Source organism: Faecalibacterium sp. Marseille-Q0746 (assembly GCF_017377595.1).
GTDB lineage: Bacteria > Bacillota > Clostridia > Oscillospirales > Ruminococcaceae > Faecalibacterium > Faecalibacterium duncaniae.
The window spans coordinates 70,799-86,157 of sequence record NZ_JAFREI010000002.1 but is presented as its reverse complement, the minus strand read 5'-3'; the positions used below and the strand labels follow the sequence as shown (position 1 = coordinate 86,157).

17 protein-coding genes are annotated in these 15,359 nt (G+C 58.7%); 8 read left to right on the top strand and 9 right to left on the bottom strand.

The window, feature by feature from the left end; genetic code table 11:
* Window positions 1-245 precede the first annotated feature (245 nt).
* Window positions 246-1,244 (top strand): glycosyltransferase family 2 protein, encoded by a 999-nt coding sequence (locus tag J3351_RS01770; RefSeq protein ID WP_207696976.1) that lies wholly within the window; start codon window positions 246-248, stop codon window positions 1,242-1,244.
* A 79-nt stretch (window positions 1,245-1,323) separates the two neighbouring features.
* On the opposite strand, the gene J3351_RS01765 is transcribed toward J3351_RS01770, so the two are convergent.
* Window positions 1,324-2,232 (bottom strand): hypothetical protein, encoded by a 909-nt coding sequence (locus J3351_RS01765; RefSeq protein ID WP_005931155.1) that lies wholly within the window; start codon window positions 2,230-2,232, stop codon window positions 1,324-1,326.
* A 114-nt stretch (window positions 2,233-2,346) separates the two neighbouring features.
* Entirely contained in the window at window positions 2,347-2,688 is a 342-nt protein-coding gene (locus tag J3351_RS01760) for an arsenate reductase family protein (RefSeq protein ID WP_005931157.1), read from the bottom strand.
* A gap of 156 nt (window positions 2,689-2,844) precedes the next feature.
* On the opposite strand from J3351_RS01760, the gene J3351_RS01755 reads away from it, so the two are divergent.
* From J3351_RS01755 to tsaD, 3 genes are all read left to right on the top strand, one after another.
* Window positions 2,845-3,033 (top strand): ferredoxin, encoded by a 189-nt coding sequence (locus J3351_RS01755; protein ID WP_005931159.1) that lies wholly within the window; start codon window positions 2,845-2,847, stop codon window positions 3,031-3,033.
* Between the two features lie 121 nt (window positions 3,034-3,154).
* Window positions 3,155-5,713, top strand: coding sequence for a DNA polymerase I (gene polA, locus J3351_RS01750; protein WP_207696975.1), 2,559 nt, complete (start codon window positions 3,155-3,157; stop codon window positions 5,711-5,713).
* A 3-nt stretch (window positions 5,714-5,716) separates the two neighbouring features.
* Window positions 5,717-6,724 (top strand): tRNA (adenosine(37)-N6)-threonylcarbamoyltransferase complex transferase subunit TsaD, encoded by a 1,008-nt coding sequence (gene tsaD, locus J3351_RS01745; RefSeq protein WP_005931163.1) that lies wholly within the window; start codon window positions 5,717-5,719, stop codon window positions 6,722-6,724.
* A 169-nt stretch (window positions 6,725-6,893) separates the two neighbouring features.
* On the opposite strand, the gene rplL is transcribed toward tsaD, so the two are convergent.
* The 7 genes from rplL to rpmG form a co-directional block, all read right to left on the bottom strand.
* The gene (gene rplL / locus J3351_RS01740) at window positions 6,894-7,268 is read right to left on the bottom strand and encodes a 50S ribosomal protein L7/L12 (RefSeq protein ID WP_005931165.1); all 375 of its coding nucleotides are present in this window, start codon (window positions 7,266-7,268) and stop codon (window positions 6,894-6,896) included.
* A 70-nt stretch (window positions 7,269-7,338) separates the two neighbouring features.
* Window positions 7,339-7,854, bottom strand: a complete 516-nt coding sequence (gene rplJ, locus J3351_RS01735) for a 50S ribosomal protein L10 (protein ID WP_005931168.1) — start codon at window positions 7,852-7,854, stop codon at window positions 7,339-7,341.
* A 339-nt stretch (window positions 7,855-8,193) separates the two neighbouring features.
* The gene (rplA, locus tag J3351_RS01730) at window positions 8,194-8,886 is read right to left on the bottom strand and encodes a 50S ribosomal protein L1 (protein ID WP_005931176.1); all 693 of its coding nucleotides are present in this window, start codon (window positions 8,884-8,886) and stop codon (window positions 8,194-8,196) included.
* A 57-nt stretch (window positions 8,887-8,943) separates the two neighbouring features.
* Entirely contained in the window at window positions 8,944-9,369 is a 426-nt protein-coding gene (gene rplK / locus J3351_RS01725) for a 50S ribosomal protein L11 (protein ID WP_005931181.1), read from the bottom strand.
* Between the two features lie 133 nt (window positions 9,370-9,502).
* On the bottom strand, window positions 9,503-10,033 hold the full coding sequence (nusG, locus tag J3351_RS01720) for a transcription termination/antitermination protein NusG (RefSeq protein ID WP_005931184.1): 531 nt from the start codon (window positions 10,031-10,033) through the stop codon (window positions 9,503-9,505).
* A gap of 28 nt (window positions 10,034-10,061) precedes the next feature.
* On the bottom strand, window positions 10,062-10,301 hold the full coding sequence (gene secE, locus J3351_RS01715) for a preprotein translocase subunit SecE (protein WP_005931188.1): 240 nt from the start codon (window positions 10,299-10,301) through the stop codon (window positions 10,062-10,064).
* 16 nt (window positions 10,302-10,317) lie between these two features.
* Window positions 10,318-10,467, bottom strand: a complete 150-nt coding sequence (gene rpmG, locus J3351_RS01710; protein WP_005920501.1) for a 50S ribosomal protein L33 — start codon at window positions 10,465-10,467, stop codon at window positions 10,318-10,320.
* A 306-nt stretch (window positions 10,468-10,773) separates the two neighbouring features.
* Here rpmG and J3351_RS01705 point away from each other — a divergent pair, with 306 nt between their 5' ends.
* The 4 genes from J3351_RS01705 to argS all read left to right on the top strand — a co-directional run bounded on the left by J3351_RS01705 (window position 10,774) and on the right by argS (window position 15,155).
* Window positions 10,774-11,868, top strand: a complete 1,095-nt coding sequence (locus J3351_RS01705) for a D-alanine--D-alanine ligase family protein (RefSeq protein ID WP_097773558.1) — start codon at window positions 10,774-10,776, stop codon at window positions 11,866-11,868.
* Entirely contained in the window at window positions 11,861-12,685 is an 825-nt protein-coding gene (murI, locus tag J3351_RS01700) for a glutamate racemase (protein ID WP_005931199.1), read from the top strand. Before J3351_RS01705 ends, murI begins: the two co-directional genes overlap by 8 nt.
* A 19-nt stretch (window positions 12,686-12,704) precedes the next feature.
* Entirely contained in the window at window positions 12,705-13,178 is a 474-nt protein-coding gene (locus tag J3351_RS01695; protein ID WP_227611447.1) for a DUF1934 domain-containing protein, read from the top strand.
* A 162-nt stretch (window positions 13,179-13,340) separates the two neighbouring features.
* Window positions 13,341-15,155, top strand: a complete 1,815-nt coding sequence (gene argS, locus J3351_RS01690; protein ID WP_207696974.1) for an arginine--tRNA ligase — start codon at window positions 13,341-13,343, stop codon at window positions 15,153-15,155.
* The last annotated feature ends 204 nt before the right edge of the window (window positions 15,156-15,359 follow it).

Genomic DNA, 15,359 nt, shown 5'->3' with positions numbered 1-15,359 from the left:
AAAGTATATCATCTTGTTACTCTTTTGTAAACAGTTTTGCAGCCATTTTCTCAATATTTACACGCTTTGGTCACAATTCAAGGGCAGATTGCACAATCGTGCAGTGAAGTGGTTGGTTATTTGCTACAAAAGTCCGGAAAAGTTTTTCATTGTGCTTTCCGCTTTTCTTCCCAACTGCCGGTTTCTTTTTCAACGCAATTATGGTATAATCTGCCCTGAAGTTGAATTTTCAGGAGCATCTATATATGAAAGCAACCATCGTTATCCCCAACATCAACGGCAAAGGCTGGCTCAAGGACTCCATCGAGTCGGTCTATGCCCAGACAGAGCAGGATTTTGAGCTCATCATCGTGGACAACGGTTCCACCGATGAAAGTCTGGAGCAGGCCCGCAGCTACTGCGGCCGCCCCAACTTCACCCTGATCGAAAACGGCACCAACACCGGCTTCTCCCACGCCGTGAATCAGGGCATTGCCCGGGCCAAGGGCGAGTATGTGGTCATGTTCAACAACGATGCCTTTGCCGAGCCCGACTGGCTGGCCGAACTCATCCGCACCGCCGAGACCGATCCCAAAATTTTTGCCGTGCAGAGCCTGATGCTCCGCCACTTTGAACGGGAGCTGGCCGACGATGCCGGTGATTACGTCACCTGGATGGGCTTTGCCTGCAAGACCGGCGACGGCCGCCGGGCCAGCCGCTACACCAAACAGAAGCGCATCTTCTCGGCCTGCGGCGGCGCAGCGCTCTACCGCAAGAGCATTCTGGAGGAGATCGGCACCTTTGACGAGAACTTCTTCGCCTACTTTGAGGACGTGGACCTGAGCTGGCGCGCCAACAACGCAGGCTACAAGTGTGTCCTCTGCCCCACCGCAAAATGCTACCACATCTGCGGTGCCAGCACCGGCGCTGTGAAGTACAATGCCTTCAAGAGCCAGCAGAGCGGCCGGAACAGCATCCTGCTCCCCCTCAAGAACGAGCCGCTGCTTATGCTCATCCTGAACTTTCTTCCGCTGGCGCTGGGCTATCTGCTCAAGTGCTACAAGTTCCACAAGCAGGGCTTTGGCGAAGCCTGGGACAAGGGAATGCACGAAGCCTTTGCCCTGCTCAAGGAAGGACGGCTCGGCAAGCGCCCCTTCCGCCTGAAGGATCTGCCCAACTATATCCTCATGGAGCTGTGGATGATCTGGAACATGGTGCCCTACCTGTGGTATCGGCTGGTCGTGGTCAGGTTCGATCTGAAATAATCAGGAAACAAAAACACCCCTGCGTGGAATGCTTCACACATTCCGTGCAGGGGTGTTCTGTCAGATTTCGGTTTTCGCTTTATGCCGCCGGGCTCTCAGAGGAAGCCTCGGTGCTCTCAGCCGGGGTGCTCTCAGCCGCCTCTTCCACCGGGGCAGCCTCGTCAGCAACGGCGCTGGCGGCCACGCTGGCGGCGGCAGAATCGCCTGCGGTGGCAAGGATGGCATCGTTGACCTCGCTCTCGGCCAGCGGGGCAGGCTCCGCGGCAGAGGCTGCACTGTCGGCAGATTCGGGCTTGGTCTCGCTGTCGGTCAGGCCGGTCAGGTACCAGCTGCCGCTCTGGCGGCTGAACAGGTAATCCATATACTTTGTGGGCGTGTCGGACGAGGTGTTCAGGATGCTGTCATCACTGCTCTGGGTGGGGATATAGCCCACGGTAACGTGGAGCAGGCCGTCCTTCTTGAACAGTCTGGTGACGGTAGCGCGGAAGGTGCCCACGCTGCCGGTGACGGGGATCTTATAGCACTGGGTCGTCTCATCGAACTCGACAGTCATGTCGTCCATCTCAAAGCTCTTGTGGGTCAGCTTGAAGCTGGGGCCCACCAGCTTTGCCAGATAGGCATCCACATCCACCGAGGGCAGCAACAGCTGTTCGGTGTCGGGGTCCGTGTTGTAGTTATCAAAGCTTCCCTGGGTCTCCTGGATGCTGTACACGCAGCCCCAGACGGCGGCTTCGCGCAGGGTCAGATCATCGATGTTCTCGATGCCGTCAAAGGGCAGCGGGTCGAACAGGACCAGACCTTCCAGCCGGTCCTCATATTCCGCTTTCTGCTGGGTGTCGTCAAACAGGGTGGCCACACCCTTCACACCGGCCCGCACGACCGTTACAATGCCCACCAGCGCCAGCACGGCGATCAGCAGGCCAAGGGTCTGCCGGGCGCGGCGGCGGTGGAGCCGGGCGTGTTCTTCCGGGGTCATATAGGTCTTCATATCGTTATCGTCTCCTAAATCAGGTCATCTTTTGGGGAAATACCAGCTTTCAGTATACCACAAACTGCCCGCCGGTGCAAAACCCGGGGCGTGGATTTTTTGTGAAAGCGCGATTTATTCCCACGTTTTCCAGATCTCGGGCTGGTAGCCCACGGTGGCCTTTTTGCCGTTGCGCACGATGGGCGTTTTGAAGAGCTGCTGATTCTCGAACAGCTTGTCCTCCTTCTGCCAATCCACCAGTGCATCCAGCAGGGCCAGCGTCTGCTTATCCTTTGCCGCCGGGTTCACCAGCTGCTCCCAGCCGCCCAGCGCGCGGGCCACGTTCTCAAACTCGCCCCGGCTCATCTCTTTTTCCTTCAGGTCGATCATCTGGAACTTGATGCCCCGCTCCTTGAAATAGCGCTGGGCCTTTTTGGTATCAAAGCACTTGCTGGTGCCAAAGATCTGAATGTTCATCGTTTTTCCTCCTGGATCCTGTGTGCTCTATTGTATCATATCTGCCGGAAAAAACCTAGGGATAATTCATCTTCTTTCCGTCCATACTTGCTTTATCACAAGCCGCCCCTGAGATTGAACGAAGGGCGGGCCATTTCAGAAAGAGAGGAACTTCCCATGAAAGCATTCGTTGACCCCGATCTCTGCATCGGCTGCACCCAGTGCACCGGGATCTGCCCCGAGGTGTTCCAGATGACAGGCATCCTGGCCGTTGCCGTGCCAGGCGAGCTGCCGCCCGACACCGTACCCACCGCCGTGGAAGCCGCACAGGCCTGCCCGGTGAGCGCCATCACCATCTCGGAGTAACGCCTTCACCTGCCTTCCCAACATGGGAGGGCATTTTTGTTTTTTCTGCAAAAATCCCCCGCTGGCCCCCATTTTGTGTTATACTATAAATTGAGTTATAATGCAATGGAGGAGACTGACTATGCGTTTACTAGTCATTGACGGCAACAGCATTGCCAACCGTGCCTTTTACGGCATCAAGCTGCTGACCACCAAGGACGGCCGCTATACCAATGCCATCTTCGGCTTTTTGAATATTATGAATTCCCTGCTCCGGGAGTGTGAGCCCGACGAGGTGGCCGTTGCTTTCGATCTGAAGCACCCCACCTTCCGCCACGAAATGTACGACGGCTACAAGGGCACCCGCCACGCCATGCCGGACGAGCTGGCCCAGCAGATGCCCATCCTGAAAGAACTGCTCACCGACCTGGGCTACCGCCAGGTATCGGCAAAAGGCTGGGAGGCGGACGACATTCTGGGCACGCTGGCCGCTGCCTGCGAGGCCCGCAGGGACGACTGCTTTCTGGCCACGGGAGACCGCGACAGCCTGCAGCTGGTGAGCGAGACCACCACCGTGCTGCTGGCCACCAGCGCCATGGGCCGCAGCAAAACGGAGACCATGGATCTGGATGCCATCCACGAAAAGTACGGCATTGAGCCCAAGCAGCTCATCGAGGTGAAGAGCCTGATGGGCGACACCTCCGACAACATTCCGGGCGTGAAGGGCATCGGCGAAAAGACCGCCATGACCCTGGTCAAGAACTTCGGCACCCTGGACAGCGTGTACGACCATCTGGACAGCCCGATCATCAAGCCCCGGCAGCGGGAAAATCTGCTGGCCTGCCGGGAGGATGCCTACCTCAGCCACACGCTGGGCACCATCCGCACCGATGCTCCCATCGACACAGCGGAAGGGGCCTACAAGGTGACCGAGGGCAACAAGCCCGCCGCTGTCCGTCTGATGCAGGAGCTGGAGATCCAGACCCTCATCACCCGGTTCGGGCTGGACGGCATCGTTCCGGAACAGGACCCCGATACCCTGCCGGAGGTGGACGCAGCCATTGCGTCCCTGCCCGCAGAACCCTCCGGCCACTATCTGGTGGCCGCGCGCCCTGCTGTTCTGGGCAAAAAGAGCGCGGTCGTGCAGCCGGAGGCCTGGTACGCCGTGCAGGACACCACCGTGTATCCCCTCTCCGAGGAGGAACTGGTCTCCCTGCTGGACGACCCCAAGGTGACGCTGGATGTATTCGATTCCGCTCCCCTCTACGCCAGAGCCATGGCCGCAGGCAGCTGGGGCAGCAGCATCGTCTGGGACGGCAAGCTGGCCGCCTACCTGCTGGACGCTTCCGCTTCCCACTATCTGCTCACCACCCTTGCCACCAGCTACCATGCAAGGTCAGCGTTCTCCTGTGAGGAGTACCCCGATGCCGGTTTCCTGGCAGACCTGTTCGCCAGAATGAAGGCGGAGATCACTGAAAATGGAGAGGACGAGCTCTACAACAACATTGAATTCCCGCTGGCACAGGTGCTGGCCGATATGACCCGCACTGGCATCCTTGTAGACCGTGAGGGCATCGAAGCCTTCGGTGTGCAGCTGCGGCAGGAGCTGGACCAGGTGCTGACCCGCATCGAGATGGAGGCAGGCACCTCCGATTTCAACCCCAACAGCCCCAAACAGCTGGGCACCCTGCTCTTTGATACCATGGGTCTGCCCCACGGCAAAAAGACGAAGAACGGCTGGTCCACCGATGCCGAGACACTGGAAAAGCTGCGGGACATCCCGCTGGTGGAGGACATTCTCCAGTACCGTGCCTGCCAGAAGCTGAACTCCACCTATGTGGAGGGTCTGCTTAAGGTCATTGGCGAGGATGGCCGCATCCACACCCGTTTCAATCAGACCGAGGCCCGCACCGGGCGGCTCTCCTCCGACAACCCCAACCTGCAGAACATCCCCATCCGCACCGAGATGGGCAGCAAGCTCCGCGCCTACTTTGTGGCAAAGCCCGGCTGCGTGCTGGTGGATGCCGATTACAGCCAGATCGAACTGCGCATCCTGGCCCATGTCACCGGCGATGCACACATGCAGGAGGCGTTCCTCTCCGGTGCCGACATCCACCGCAGCACCGCAGCCAAGATCTACAACATCCGGCCTGAGGATGTCACGCCCCGCCTGCGCTCCAGCGCCAAGGCCATCAACTTTGGCATCATGTACGGCAAGGGCGCTTACAGCCTTTCCAAGGACATCGGCGTGAGCGTCAAGGAGGCAGAGGCCTTCCTGCAGACCTATCTGGCCACCTTCCCCAATATCGACGGTTATATGGAAAAGACCATTGCGGATGCCCGCCAGTGCGGCTACGTTTCCACCCTGTTCGGCCGCCGCCGCGCCCTGCCGGAGCTGAACAGCAACAACCACAACATCCGGGCCAGCGGCGAACGGATGGCCCGCAACACCCCCATTCAGGGCACGGCCGCTGATGTTATCAAGCTGGCCATGGTGCGTGTCTGGCGGCGGCTGCGGAACGAGAAAATGGAAAGCCGCCTGATCCTGACGGTCCACGATGAGCTGATCGTGGAAGCCCCGGAAGCAGAGGCCGAAAAGGCCGCGCAGATCCTGCGGGAGGAAATGGAAGGCTGCGTGCACTACGCGGTGCCCCTGAGCACCGATGTGCATACTGGCAAAAACTGGCTGGAGGCCCACTGAACTATGATCGTATTAGGAATCGAATCCACCTGCGACGAGACCGCCGCATCCCTTGTGGAGGATGGCCGCCGCCTGCTGAGCAACGTCATCTCCACCAGCGTCAAGGAGCAGGCTCTTTATGGCGGCGTGGTCCCTGAGATCGCCAGCCGCCGCCACTGCGAGTTCATCAGCGCTACGGTCAAAAAGGCTCTGCTGGACGCAGGCAAGACCATGGACGATGTGGACGCGGTGGCTGTCACCTTTGCGCCGGGCCTGATCGGCGCAGTGCTGGTGGGCGTGAACTTTGCCAAGGGACTGGCCTATTCTGCCAACAAGCCGCTGGTTCCGGTGCATCACCTGCGGGGCCACATTGCGGCCCTTTACCTGACCCATCCGGAGCTCAAGCCGCCCTTCCTCTGTCTGGTGGCATCCGGCGGCCACAGCCATATCGTGGAGGTGCAGGACTACACCCACTACCACATTCTGGGCCACACCGTGGACGATGCCGCCGGTGAAGCCTTTGACAAGGTCGCCCGCACCCTGGGTCTGCCCTATCCCGGCGGCCCCAGCGTGGCAAATGCTGCCAAAACAGGCGATCCCAAGGCCTACCGCCTGCCGGTGCCCCATGTGGACGGCAAGTACAACGTCAGCTTCTCCGGCCTGAAAACCGCCGTGCTGAACGAGGTGAACAAGGCCCAGATGAAGAACGAGGAGATCAACGTGCCTGATCTGGCAGCAAGCTTTCAGGAGCGCATTGCGGGCATTCTGGCCGAAAAGCTGCTGCTGGCTGCTGCCGACACCGGGGCAAAGCAGGTCTGTCTGGCGGGCGGCGTGGCTGCCAATGGCCGCCTGCGTCAGCTGGTGAACGATGGTGCCCAGAAATTGGGGGCCAAGGTCTATCTGCCTGAGCTGAAATTCTGCGGCGACAACGGCGCAATGATCGCGGCGCAGGGCTACTACCAGTACATGGCGGGCCACACGGCAGGCCTTGATCTGAACGGTCTGCCCACCCTGCCCATCGACTACGAATAAACGAAGCAAAACCAAAGCTCCCGGAGCGGTGCGGCATTCAGTGCCACTGCTCCGGGAGCTTTTTGCCCTGCTGCGGGCGCACAACCAAAAAGGCACCCTCGCCTTTCAGCGAGAGTGCCTTTTGTTTCAAGAATAAGAATTCAAGAAAGAACGTTCAGAAGGGATCAAATTACTTGATCTCGACCTTAGCGCCAGCCTCTTCCAGCTTCTTCTTGATGTCCTCAGCCTCAGCCTTGGAAGCCTTCTCCTTGACAGCCTTGGGAGCGCCGTCAACGATAGCCTTTGCTTCCTTCAGGCCCAGACCGGTGATCTCCTTGACCAGCTTGATGACCTGCATCTTGGTAGCGCCAGCCTCAGCCAGGATAACGTCGAACTCGGTCTTCTCTTCCTCAGCGGCAGCAGCAGCGCCAGCAGCAGCGGGAGCAGCAGCAGCAACAGCAGAAACGCCGAACTCCTCGCAGTAAGCGTCGATCAGCTCTTTCAGCTCCAGAACGGTCAGGCCCTTGACGGACTCGATGATGGCAGTAATCTTCTCAGAAGCCATGGTAATAACCCTCCAATATCAATGGTTTTTGTTTGTTTCAGTTTTGTGTTAAGCAGCGGTCACGCAGCCATTAGGCAGCGGGCTCCTCCTGCTTGTCGGCGTAGGCCTGCATAGCAACAGCCAGACCGGACAGAGTGCTGGTAAGAGCACCTGCGAACATGGACAGCATACCCTCGCGGTTGGGCAGCTTTGCGATGGCGTTGGTCTCGGCAGCGTCCATGACCTTGCCTTCCATGAAGCCAGCCTTCACGACGAACTTCTTGGACTTATCGCCATCCTGGTACTTGCACAGGATGCGGGCAGCGGACATGGGGTCTTCTTCGTGAGCAAAGGCAACAGCAGTGTCACCCTTGAAGTTCTCAGCCAGGCCCTCCAGGGAGGTACCCTTGACAGCCAGACGCAGCATGGTGTTCTTCACGACCATGTAATCAACGCCTGCCTCACGCAGCTCCTTACGGAGCTTGGTGTCGTTCTCGACGTTGATACCGCCGTAAGCGACGACGCAGCCGGAAACCGCACTCTCAAACTTTGCCTTCAGATCAGCGACATAAGCCTGCTTTTCAGAAAGAATCTTTGCACTGGGCATTCGGTTTCACCTCATTTCAAAAACTTGTATCGAAAGCCGGAGCAACGAAGAAAGCCTCTTTCCCGCACTGTGTCGAGAAAGAGGCATAAAACAACTTTACGCACGTTTCTCGGCAGGCGGTTTGCACCTTACGCTGGACTCCAGCACCTGCTGTCTCAAAAACAGCATCATTATTCTACCGCAAACGTGCGGTGTTGTCAAGCGCTTTTTTGAAAGTTTTTGCAAAACCTCTCCGTCACAGCTTGCGCTGTGCCACCTCTCCTAATAGGAGAGGCAAGTCTTGGCTCCCCTGGTAGGGGAGCTGTCGCCAAAGGCGACTGAGAGGTTCAACCCTCAAAATTAGACACCGTACTTCAGGGTGTTCAGACGGATGCCAGGGCCCATGGTGGTGGCGATGGTAGCGCTCTTGAAGTAGGTACCCTTTGCAGCAGCGGGCTTTGCCTTTGCAATAGCGCTCATCACGGTATCCAGGTTGGTGTACAGCTTCTCAGCGCCAAAGGATGCCTTGCCCACGGGAACGTGGATGATGTTCTGCTTGTCCAGACGGTACTCGATCTTACCAGCCTTAGCCTCGGTAACAGCCTTGCCCAGGTCGGGAGCAACGGTACCGGCCTTGGGGTTGGGCATCAGGCCGCGGGGGCCCAGAACCTTACCAAGACGGCCAACGCGGCCCATCATGTCGGGGGTGGTGACAACAACGTCGAAGTCCATGAAACCGCCGGCGATGCGTGCGATCAGCTCGTCATCACCCACGATGTCAGCGCCGGCTGCCTCAGCAGCAGCGGCAGCAGCGCCCTTAGCAATGGCGCAGACGCGGACAGTCTTGCCGGTGCCGTTGGGCAGAACAACAGCGCCGCGGACCTGCTGGTCAGCGTGGCGGCCGTCAACGCCCAGGCGGACGTGCAGCTCAACGGTCTCGTCGAACTTGGCGGAAGCGGTCTTGCAAGCCAGCTCCAGAGCCTCGTTCATATCATACAGCTTAGAAAAATCGACCTGCTTAGCAGCATCGACATAGTGCTTGCCATGTTTCATTGTATATCCTCCTATGTGGTCATGCGGGCAGTGTTATGCCCTCCCACTGTTTGTGTCTCAGCCCTCGACGGTAACGCCCATGGAGCGGCAGGTGCCACGGACCATGCTGCATGCAGCTTCCAGAGAAGCAGCGTTCAGATCGGGCATCTTGGTCTTGGCGATCTCTTCCACCTGAGCGGCGGTCAGAGTAGCAACCTTTTCCTTGTTGGGCTTGCCGGAAGCGGTGTTGATGCCAGCAGCCTTCTTGATCAGAACGGCAGCCGGAGGAGTCTTGGTAATGAAGCTGAAGGAGCGGTCAGCGTAAACGGTGATGACGACGGGGATAACATAACCCATCTGGTTCTTGGTACGCTCGTTGAACTCCTTGGTGAAGGCCATGATGTTAACGCCCTTCTGACCCAGAGCAGGGCCAACAGGGGGAGCCGGAGTCGCCTTGCCGGCCTCGATCTGCAGCTTAATGTAGCCAGTAACTTTCTGTGCCATAGTAAATGCACCTCCAAAAATCTGTGGTGAGTTGCGGCGTGGTCTCCCCACGCCTCCCACGAGCGCGTACACGATGCACACGCTCTATAAGAACCGCACTGCGGTCTTACCTTGGTAAACGGATGCCGGTTGGTTACGGCAGCTCGACCTGCGCGATATCCACTTCTGCGGGTGTCTCGCGGCCAAACATGTTGACCTTGAGCTTGACTTTGAAGCTCTCGGTATCGATGCCCTCCACAAGGCCCATAAAGCCTTCCAGCGGGCCGGCGGTGATCTGCACGGTATCGCCGACATTGAAATCGACGGTCAGCGGAGCCGCCTTTTCAACGCCCATCTTCTCCACTTCCTCAGCAGAGAGGGGAACGGGCTTGGATGCGGGACCGACGAAACCGGTGCAGCCGCGCGTGTTGCGCACCACATACCAGGTATCGTCGTTCATGACCATCTTGACCAGAACGTAGCCGGGGAACAGTTTATGCTCCACCATACGCTCCTTGCCGTCCTTGATCTCAGGCACCATCTCGGTAGGAACCTTGATATCACAGATCAGGTCCTGCAGATGGCGGTTTTCCACCATGGTCTGTAGGTCGTTCGCAACCTTATTCTCGTAACCGGAATAGGTGTGGACTACATACCAAAGGGCCTCATTGGTCTGTTCTTCCATTTTGGTTAAGCCTCCGTTTCAAGATGAATCATGCGCCGATGATCAGGCCCAGGATGCCGCCGAAAATGGCATCCAGCGCGATCATCACAACGGCTGCGATCGCCACGGTCACGAGCACGACGATGGTGTTGGTCTTAACGTCCGCCTTAGACGGCCACACGACCTTCTTCAGTTCGCTCTTCGTGTCGCGGAAGAACTTGGCGATGTTTGCGCCAAAGCCCTTCATTCTGGCTACAAAGCCCGGCTTTTTCTCGGTTTTGTCTGCCATGATGCGTCCGCCTTTCTTACTTCGTCTCGCGGTGAACCGTGTGCTTCTTGCAGAAACGGCAGTACTTCTTCATCTCAAGACGATCGGGGTTGTTCTTCTTGTTCTTCGTGGTGTTGTAGTTGCGCTGCTTGCACTCGGTGCAGGCCAGAGTGATTTTAACGGTCATTTGTTGACACCTCCATTATAACGGTTGTTTTGAACCTCCCTCGGCTTGCGGTGCACGCCCTAAAAACAGGGCGCACTTAATAACCCCGCAAAAGAGGTGATATCATTGTATCACGCGTTTTGCCATTCGTCAAGCGGATTTTTTGCGTTTTTGAGACTTTTTTGAATTTTTTCTCTCCTGCCTGTTTTGGCCTACGCCTTGAATCCGCCGCATAGATATAGTATAATAAAGTGTCTATAACTGCTTATAGAAAATCCGGCCCCGGGCAAAGCGCCCCTTCCGGCCATAAGATCAGGAGAGATCATGATGCAATCTGAAGATAAACTCTGTGTCGTCGTGCTGTTTGGCGGCATGTCCAGCGAGCACGAGGTCAGCCGCGTGTCCGCCGGTACCTTTGTGGATAACCTGGACCGCGCCCGCTACGAGGTGCTGACCGTGGGCATCACCCGGGAGGGCCGCTGGCTGTGCACCGAGGCCACCAGCGCCCAGATGGCCGACGGCAGCTGGGAAGAGCTGCCCGGCAACATGCCCTGCGTCATCAGCCCCGACCGCGCCGACCACGGCATGATCCTGTTCACCCCGTCCGGTCAGGTGGAAAAGCTGCACGTGGATGTGGTCATCCCCGCGCTCCACGGCCTGTGGGGCGAGGACGGCACCGTGCAGGGCCTGCTGGAGCTGGCCGGCATCCCCTATGTGGGCTGCGGCGTGCTGGCAAGCGCTGTCTGCATGGACAAGGCCGTGGCCAACGCTCTGTTTGATGCAGCCGGCATCCCCCACACCAAGTGGCTGAGTGCCTGCCGCTGGGAGATTGAGAGCGACCTGGACGGCGTGTGTGACGGTGCCATTGCCAAGCTGGGCTGGCCCATCTTCGTCAAGCCTGCCAACGCCGGTTCCAGCGTGGGCATCACCAAGGCCCACGACCGGGATGAGCTCAAGCAGGCCATTGCACTGGCCCTTGAAAACGACCACAAGGTGGTGTTCGAGGCCTTTGTGGACGGCCACGAGGTCGAGTGTGCCGTCATCGGCTCTGACCCTGCCGTGGCCACCCGCCCGGGTGAGATCCTGGCCGGTGCCGAGTTTTACACCTACGACGACAAGTACAAGAACGGCGTAAGCCAGGTAGTCATCCCTGCCAGACTCAGCGAGGAAAAGCTGGACGAGGTCAAGACCTACGCCGCCATGGCTTACACCGCCCTGAACTGCGAGGGTCTGGCCCGCTGCGATTTCTTTGTGGAGCACGGTACCAACCGGGTGATGATCAACGAGATCAACACCTTCCCCGGCTTCACCCCCATCAGCATGTACCCCAAGCTCATGGAGCACGAGGGCACCCCCGTGCCCGCCCTGATCGATCACCTGATCGAACTTGCGCTGGAAAGGACGGAAAAGCAGCATGGATAACCGCCCCATCGGCGTATTTGACAGCGGCCTGGGCGGCCTGACCGGCGTGCGGGAGCTGCGCAGGCGGCTGCCCCACGAAAACATCGTCTACTTTGGCGACACCGGCCGGGTGCCCTACGGCAGCCGCAGCCCGGAGACCATCCTGCAATATGCCCGGCAGGACATCGCGTTCCTGCTCTCCAAGGATGTCAAGTGCATCATGGCGGCCTGCGGCACGGTATCCAGCACCTACCCCGCCGCTGAGGCCGAAAAGCTCCCGGTGCCCTATCTGGGCGTGGTGGATGCCGCCGCCCGGGAGGCTGCCTTTTCCACCCGGAACCGGCGCATCGGTGTCATCGGCACTGCGGCCACCATCCGCTCCCGCAGCTATGAAGCGCTCCTGCGCAGGCTGGTACCCGGTGTAGAGATCACCGCCCGTCCCTGCCCGCTCTTTGTGCCGCTGGTGGAAGCGGGCTATGTGGATCACAGCGCCCCGGACAAGCAGGAGATCACCAAGCTGGTCATTGCCCAGTACCTGACGGAGATCCGGGATGCCGGGGTGGACACCCTGATCCTGGGCTGCACCCACTATCCCCTGATCAAGACCATGATCGGTGAGTTCATGGGCCGGAACGTGGTGCTGGTGGACCCGGCCAAGACTGCCGCCCACCATCTGGAGCGCATCCTGAGCGAGCGGGGGCTCAAGGCCGACCACCCCGCCGGGCAGGCCCATTTCTATGTCAGTGACGCGCCGGACGGGTTCGTGCAGACAGCCGACCTGTTCCTGGGCGAGTACAAGGGCGGCGAGGTGGAGCAGATCGCCATTGACAAATATTAAAGTGAAGGAACACAAAACTGTGAGCACTGCACACAACGAAGATTACCGCATCCTGATCCGGAGCGTCTCGGAGCAGTTCGAGCACACGGAGCCCCTCCCTGCGGAGGAGACAGACAAGATCGAACTGATGACCTACGGCAGCTTCCTGAAAAAAGCCGGTTCCTATTATATTAGCTATAAGGAGACGGAGACCATCGGCTTTGCAGGCTGCACCACCACCATCAAGATTGCCGAGGACGGCAGCCGGGTGGCCCTGCTCCGCTTTGGCAAGGTCAACACCCAGCTGGTCATCCAGCGGGATTACCGGAACATCTGCTACTACGAGACCGAGGTCGGCCCCATTACGCTGGGCGTGACCGGCGACGGCATCGCGTGCGACCTCTCGGAGCCTGCGGGCGGCACGGCGAAGTTCAGCTATCTGCTGGATGCCGATGACCCCACAGCGCTCATCAATCGGACAACGCTTGAGATCCAGGTCGAGCACATCAACTGAACATCCTCACCCTCTCCGTCATCGCTTGCGCGATGCCACCTCCCCCAAAGTGGGAGGTCTTGACAGAAATTATAGAGTTTGTGGTTTTGTCAAAAGCTCGCCCTTTGGGAGAGCTGGACGCGAAGCGGCCTGAGAGGGTGAGCCCGTGAAAGGATAAAAATTATGACAGACTTTGAAAAGACCTATCAGAACTACAACCCCCGGGCAGCGGCACTGGCTGAGGCCCGCGCTCTGCTGACTGAGGCTGCCAAGGCCGCCATGGCCGACGGCACTCTGGCCGAGGCCGAGCTGCCCGCTTTTATCGTGGAGATCCCTGCCGACACCAAGAACGGTGACATCGCTTCCAATCTGGCCATGGCCGGTGCCCGCACCTGGCGCAAGGCCCCCAAGATGATCGCCGATGCCCTTCTGGCCCATCTGCCTTCCATCGAGCACAGCGTGTTTGCCAAGGTGGAAGTGGCCGGCCCCGGCTTCATCAACCTGTTCCTCGCCCCCTCCTTCTGGGCCAGCGTGGTGCTGGGTGCCTGCTCCAACAAGGAGTACGGCCGCACCGACCACGGCAAGGGTGCCAAGTACAATGTGGAGTTCGTTTCTGCCAACCCCACCGGCCCCATGCACATGGGCAACGCCCGCGGCGGCGCTCTGGGCGACTGCCTGGCCGCTGTGCTGGACTGGTCCGGCTATGATGTGACCCGTGAGTTCTACATCAACGATGCAGGCAACCAGATCCAGAAGTTCGGCAAGAGCCTGGCCGTCCGCTACCTGCAGCAGTTCTGCGGCGAGGAAGCCTATCCCCTGCCCGCTGAGTGCTATCAGGGCGGCGACATCAAGGTGCTGGCCGGTGAGTTTGCCGAGATCAACGACGACAAGTACGTTGCAGCCTGCTCCGGGCTGAACGAAGAGGCCCTTTTTGCCAGCGAAGCCTTTGAGACCCTGAAGAACGCTCTGGTGGATTACGCCCTGCCCAAGAACATTGCGGCCCTCAAGCGCGACCTGGGCAAGTACCGCATCGATTACGATGTCTGGTTCCACGAGAGCACCCTGCACGAATCCGGCGCTGTCCTGGATGTTGTGAACAAACTGCTGGAGCTGGGAGCCTGCTACAAGGCCGAGGATGGTGCCATCATGTACCGCAGCGCCCAGTATGCTGCCAAGTACGGCACCGTGAACAAGAAAAAGACCGAGGACGGCACCGAGGAGGAAGCCAAGGACGAAGTCCTCGTCCGTGCAAACGGCATCCCCACCTACTTCGCCGCCGACATTGCCTACCACTACAACAAGCTGGCCACCCGCGGCTTTGCCAAGGCCATTGATGTCTGGGGTGCCGACCACCACGGCCACGTTGCCCGCATGAAGGGTGCCATGGATGCCATCGGCCTGAACGGCAACGATCTGGATGTTGTGCTGATGCAGATGGTCAACCTGATGCGTGACGGTCAGCCTGTCCGGATGTCCAAGCGCACCGGCAACGCCATCACCCTGACCGACCTGCTGGAGGAAGTGCCCATCGACAGCGCACGCTTCCTGTTCAACATGCACGACGCAGGCAGCGGCATCGACTTTGACCTGGACCAGGCCGTCAAGACCGACAACGACAACCCCGTGTACTATGTCCAGTACGCACACGCCCGCATCTGCTCTATCCTCAAGAAGATGGAGAGCGAGGGCGTGGCCTTTGCCGGTGCCGAGCAGGTAGATGCCACCCTGCTGACCGACCCCAGCGAGATGGACCTGATCCGGATGCTGGCCGCCTTCCCGCAGGAGATCGTTATGGCTGCCGAGAAGTACGACCCCAGCCGCATCAACCGCTTTGTCATTGATCTGGCAAGCGCCTTCCACCGCTTCTACGGCAACTGCCGCATCCAGGGTGCAGATCCCGCCGTGCAGCAGGCCCGCCTGGCCCTGTGCATCGGTGTGAAGAACGTTATCTTCAATGTGCTGACTATGTTCAAGATCAACGTCCCCGAAAAAATGTAAAAGAGAATGAGAAGGGGCTGTTGCAAAACAGTGCCAATAAAAAGATGAGATAGACTTCCCCGAAAGGGGGTGCCTATCTCATTTTTTTATTGTATGCTGAGCCTTCCGCCCATATATATCACAGGACTCGGTTCTTTTTGTATCTTCCGTATAAAAAAATTCTCAGTTTTTGTGTTCTCTCACAAAGCATGTCCCATTATATTG

Excerpts from the sequence above, each read along its gene's own strand:
- secE (WP_005931188.1), bottom strand. The coding sequence starts at position 10,301 with ATGGCAGACAAAACCGAGAAAAAGCCGGGCTTTGTAGCCAGAATGAAG.
- murI (WP_005931199.1), top strand. The coding sequence starts at position 11,861 with ATGGATAACCGCCCCATCGGCGTATTTGACAGCGGCCTGGGCGGCCTG.
- rplK (WP_005931181.1), bottom strand. The coding sequence starts at position 9,369 with ATGGCACAGAAAGTTACTGGCTACATTAAGCTGCAGATCGAGGCCGGC.
- nusG (WP_005931184.1), bottom strand. The coding sequence starts at position 10,033 with ATGGAAGAACAGACCAATGAGGCCCTTTGGTATGTAGTCCACACCTAT.
- J3351_RS01765 (WP_005931155.1), bottom strand. The coding sequence starts at position 2,232 with ATGAAGACCTATATGACCCCGGAAGAACACGCCCGGCTCCACCGCCGC.
- J3351_RS01760 (WP_005931157.1), bottom strand. The coding sequence starts at position 2,688 with ATGAACATTCAGATCTTTGGCACCAGCAAGTGCTTTGATACCAAAAAG.
- argS (WP_207696974.1), top strand. The coding sequence starts at position 13,341 with ATGACAGACTTTGAAAAGACCTATCAGAACTACAACCCCCGGGCAGCG.
- rplA (WP_005931176.1), bottom strand. The coding sequence starts at position 8,886 with ATGAAACATGGCAAGCACTATGTCGATGCTGCTAAGCAGGTCGATTTT.
- J3351_RS01770 (WP_207696976.1), top strand. The coding sequence starts at position 246 with ATGAAAGCAACCATCGTTATCCCCAACATCAACGGCAAAGGCTGGCTC.
- rplJ (WP_005931168.1), bottom strand. The coding sequence starts at position 7,854 with ATGCCCAGTGCAAAGATTCTTTCTGAAAAGCAGGCTTATGTCGCTGAT.
- J3351_RS01755 (WP_005931159.1), top strand. The coding sequence starts at position 2,845 with ATGAAAGCATTCGTTGACCCCGATCTCTGCATCGGCTGCACCCAGTGC.
- tsaD (WP_005931163.1), top strand. The coding sequence starts at position 5,717 with ATGATCGTATTAGGAATCGAATCCACCTGCGACGAGACCGCCGCATCC.
- polA (WP_207696975.1), top strand. The coding sequence starts at position 3,155 with ATGCGTTTACTAGTCATTGACGGCAACAGCATTGCCAACCGTGCCTTT.
- rpmG (WP_005920501.1), bottom strand. The coding sequence starts at position 10,467 with ATGACCGTTAAAATCACTCTGGCCTGCACCGAGTGCAAGCAGCGCAAC.
- J3351_RS01705 (WP_097773558.1), top strand. The coding sequence starts at position 10,774 with ATGCAATCTGAAGATAAACTCTGTGTCGTCGTGCTGTTTGGCGGCATG.
- rplL (WP_005931165.1), bottom strand. The coding sequence starts at position 7,268 with ATGGCTTCTGAGAAGATTACTGCCATCATCGAGTCCGTCAAGGGCCTG.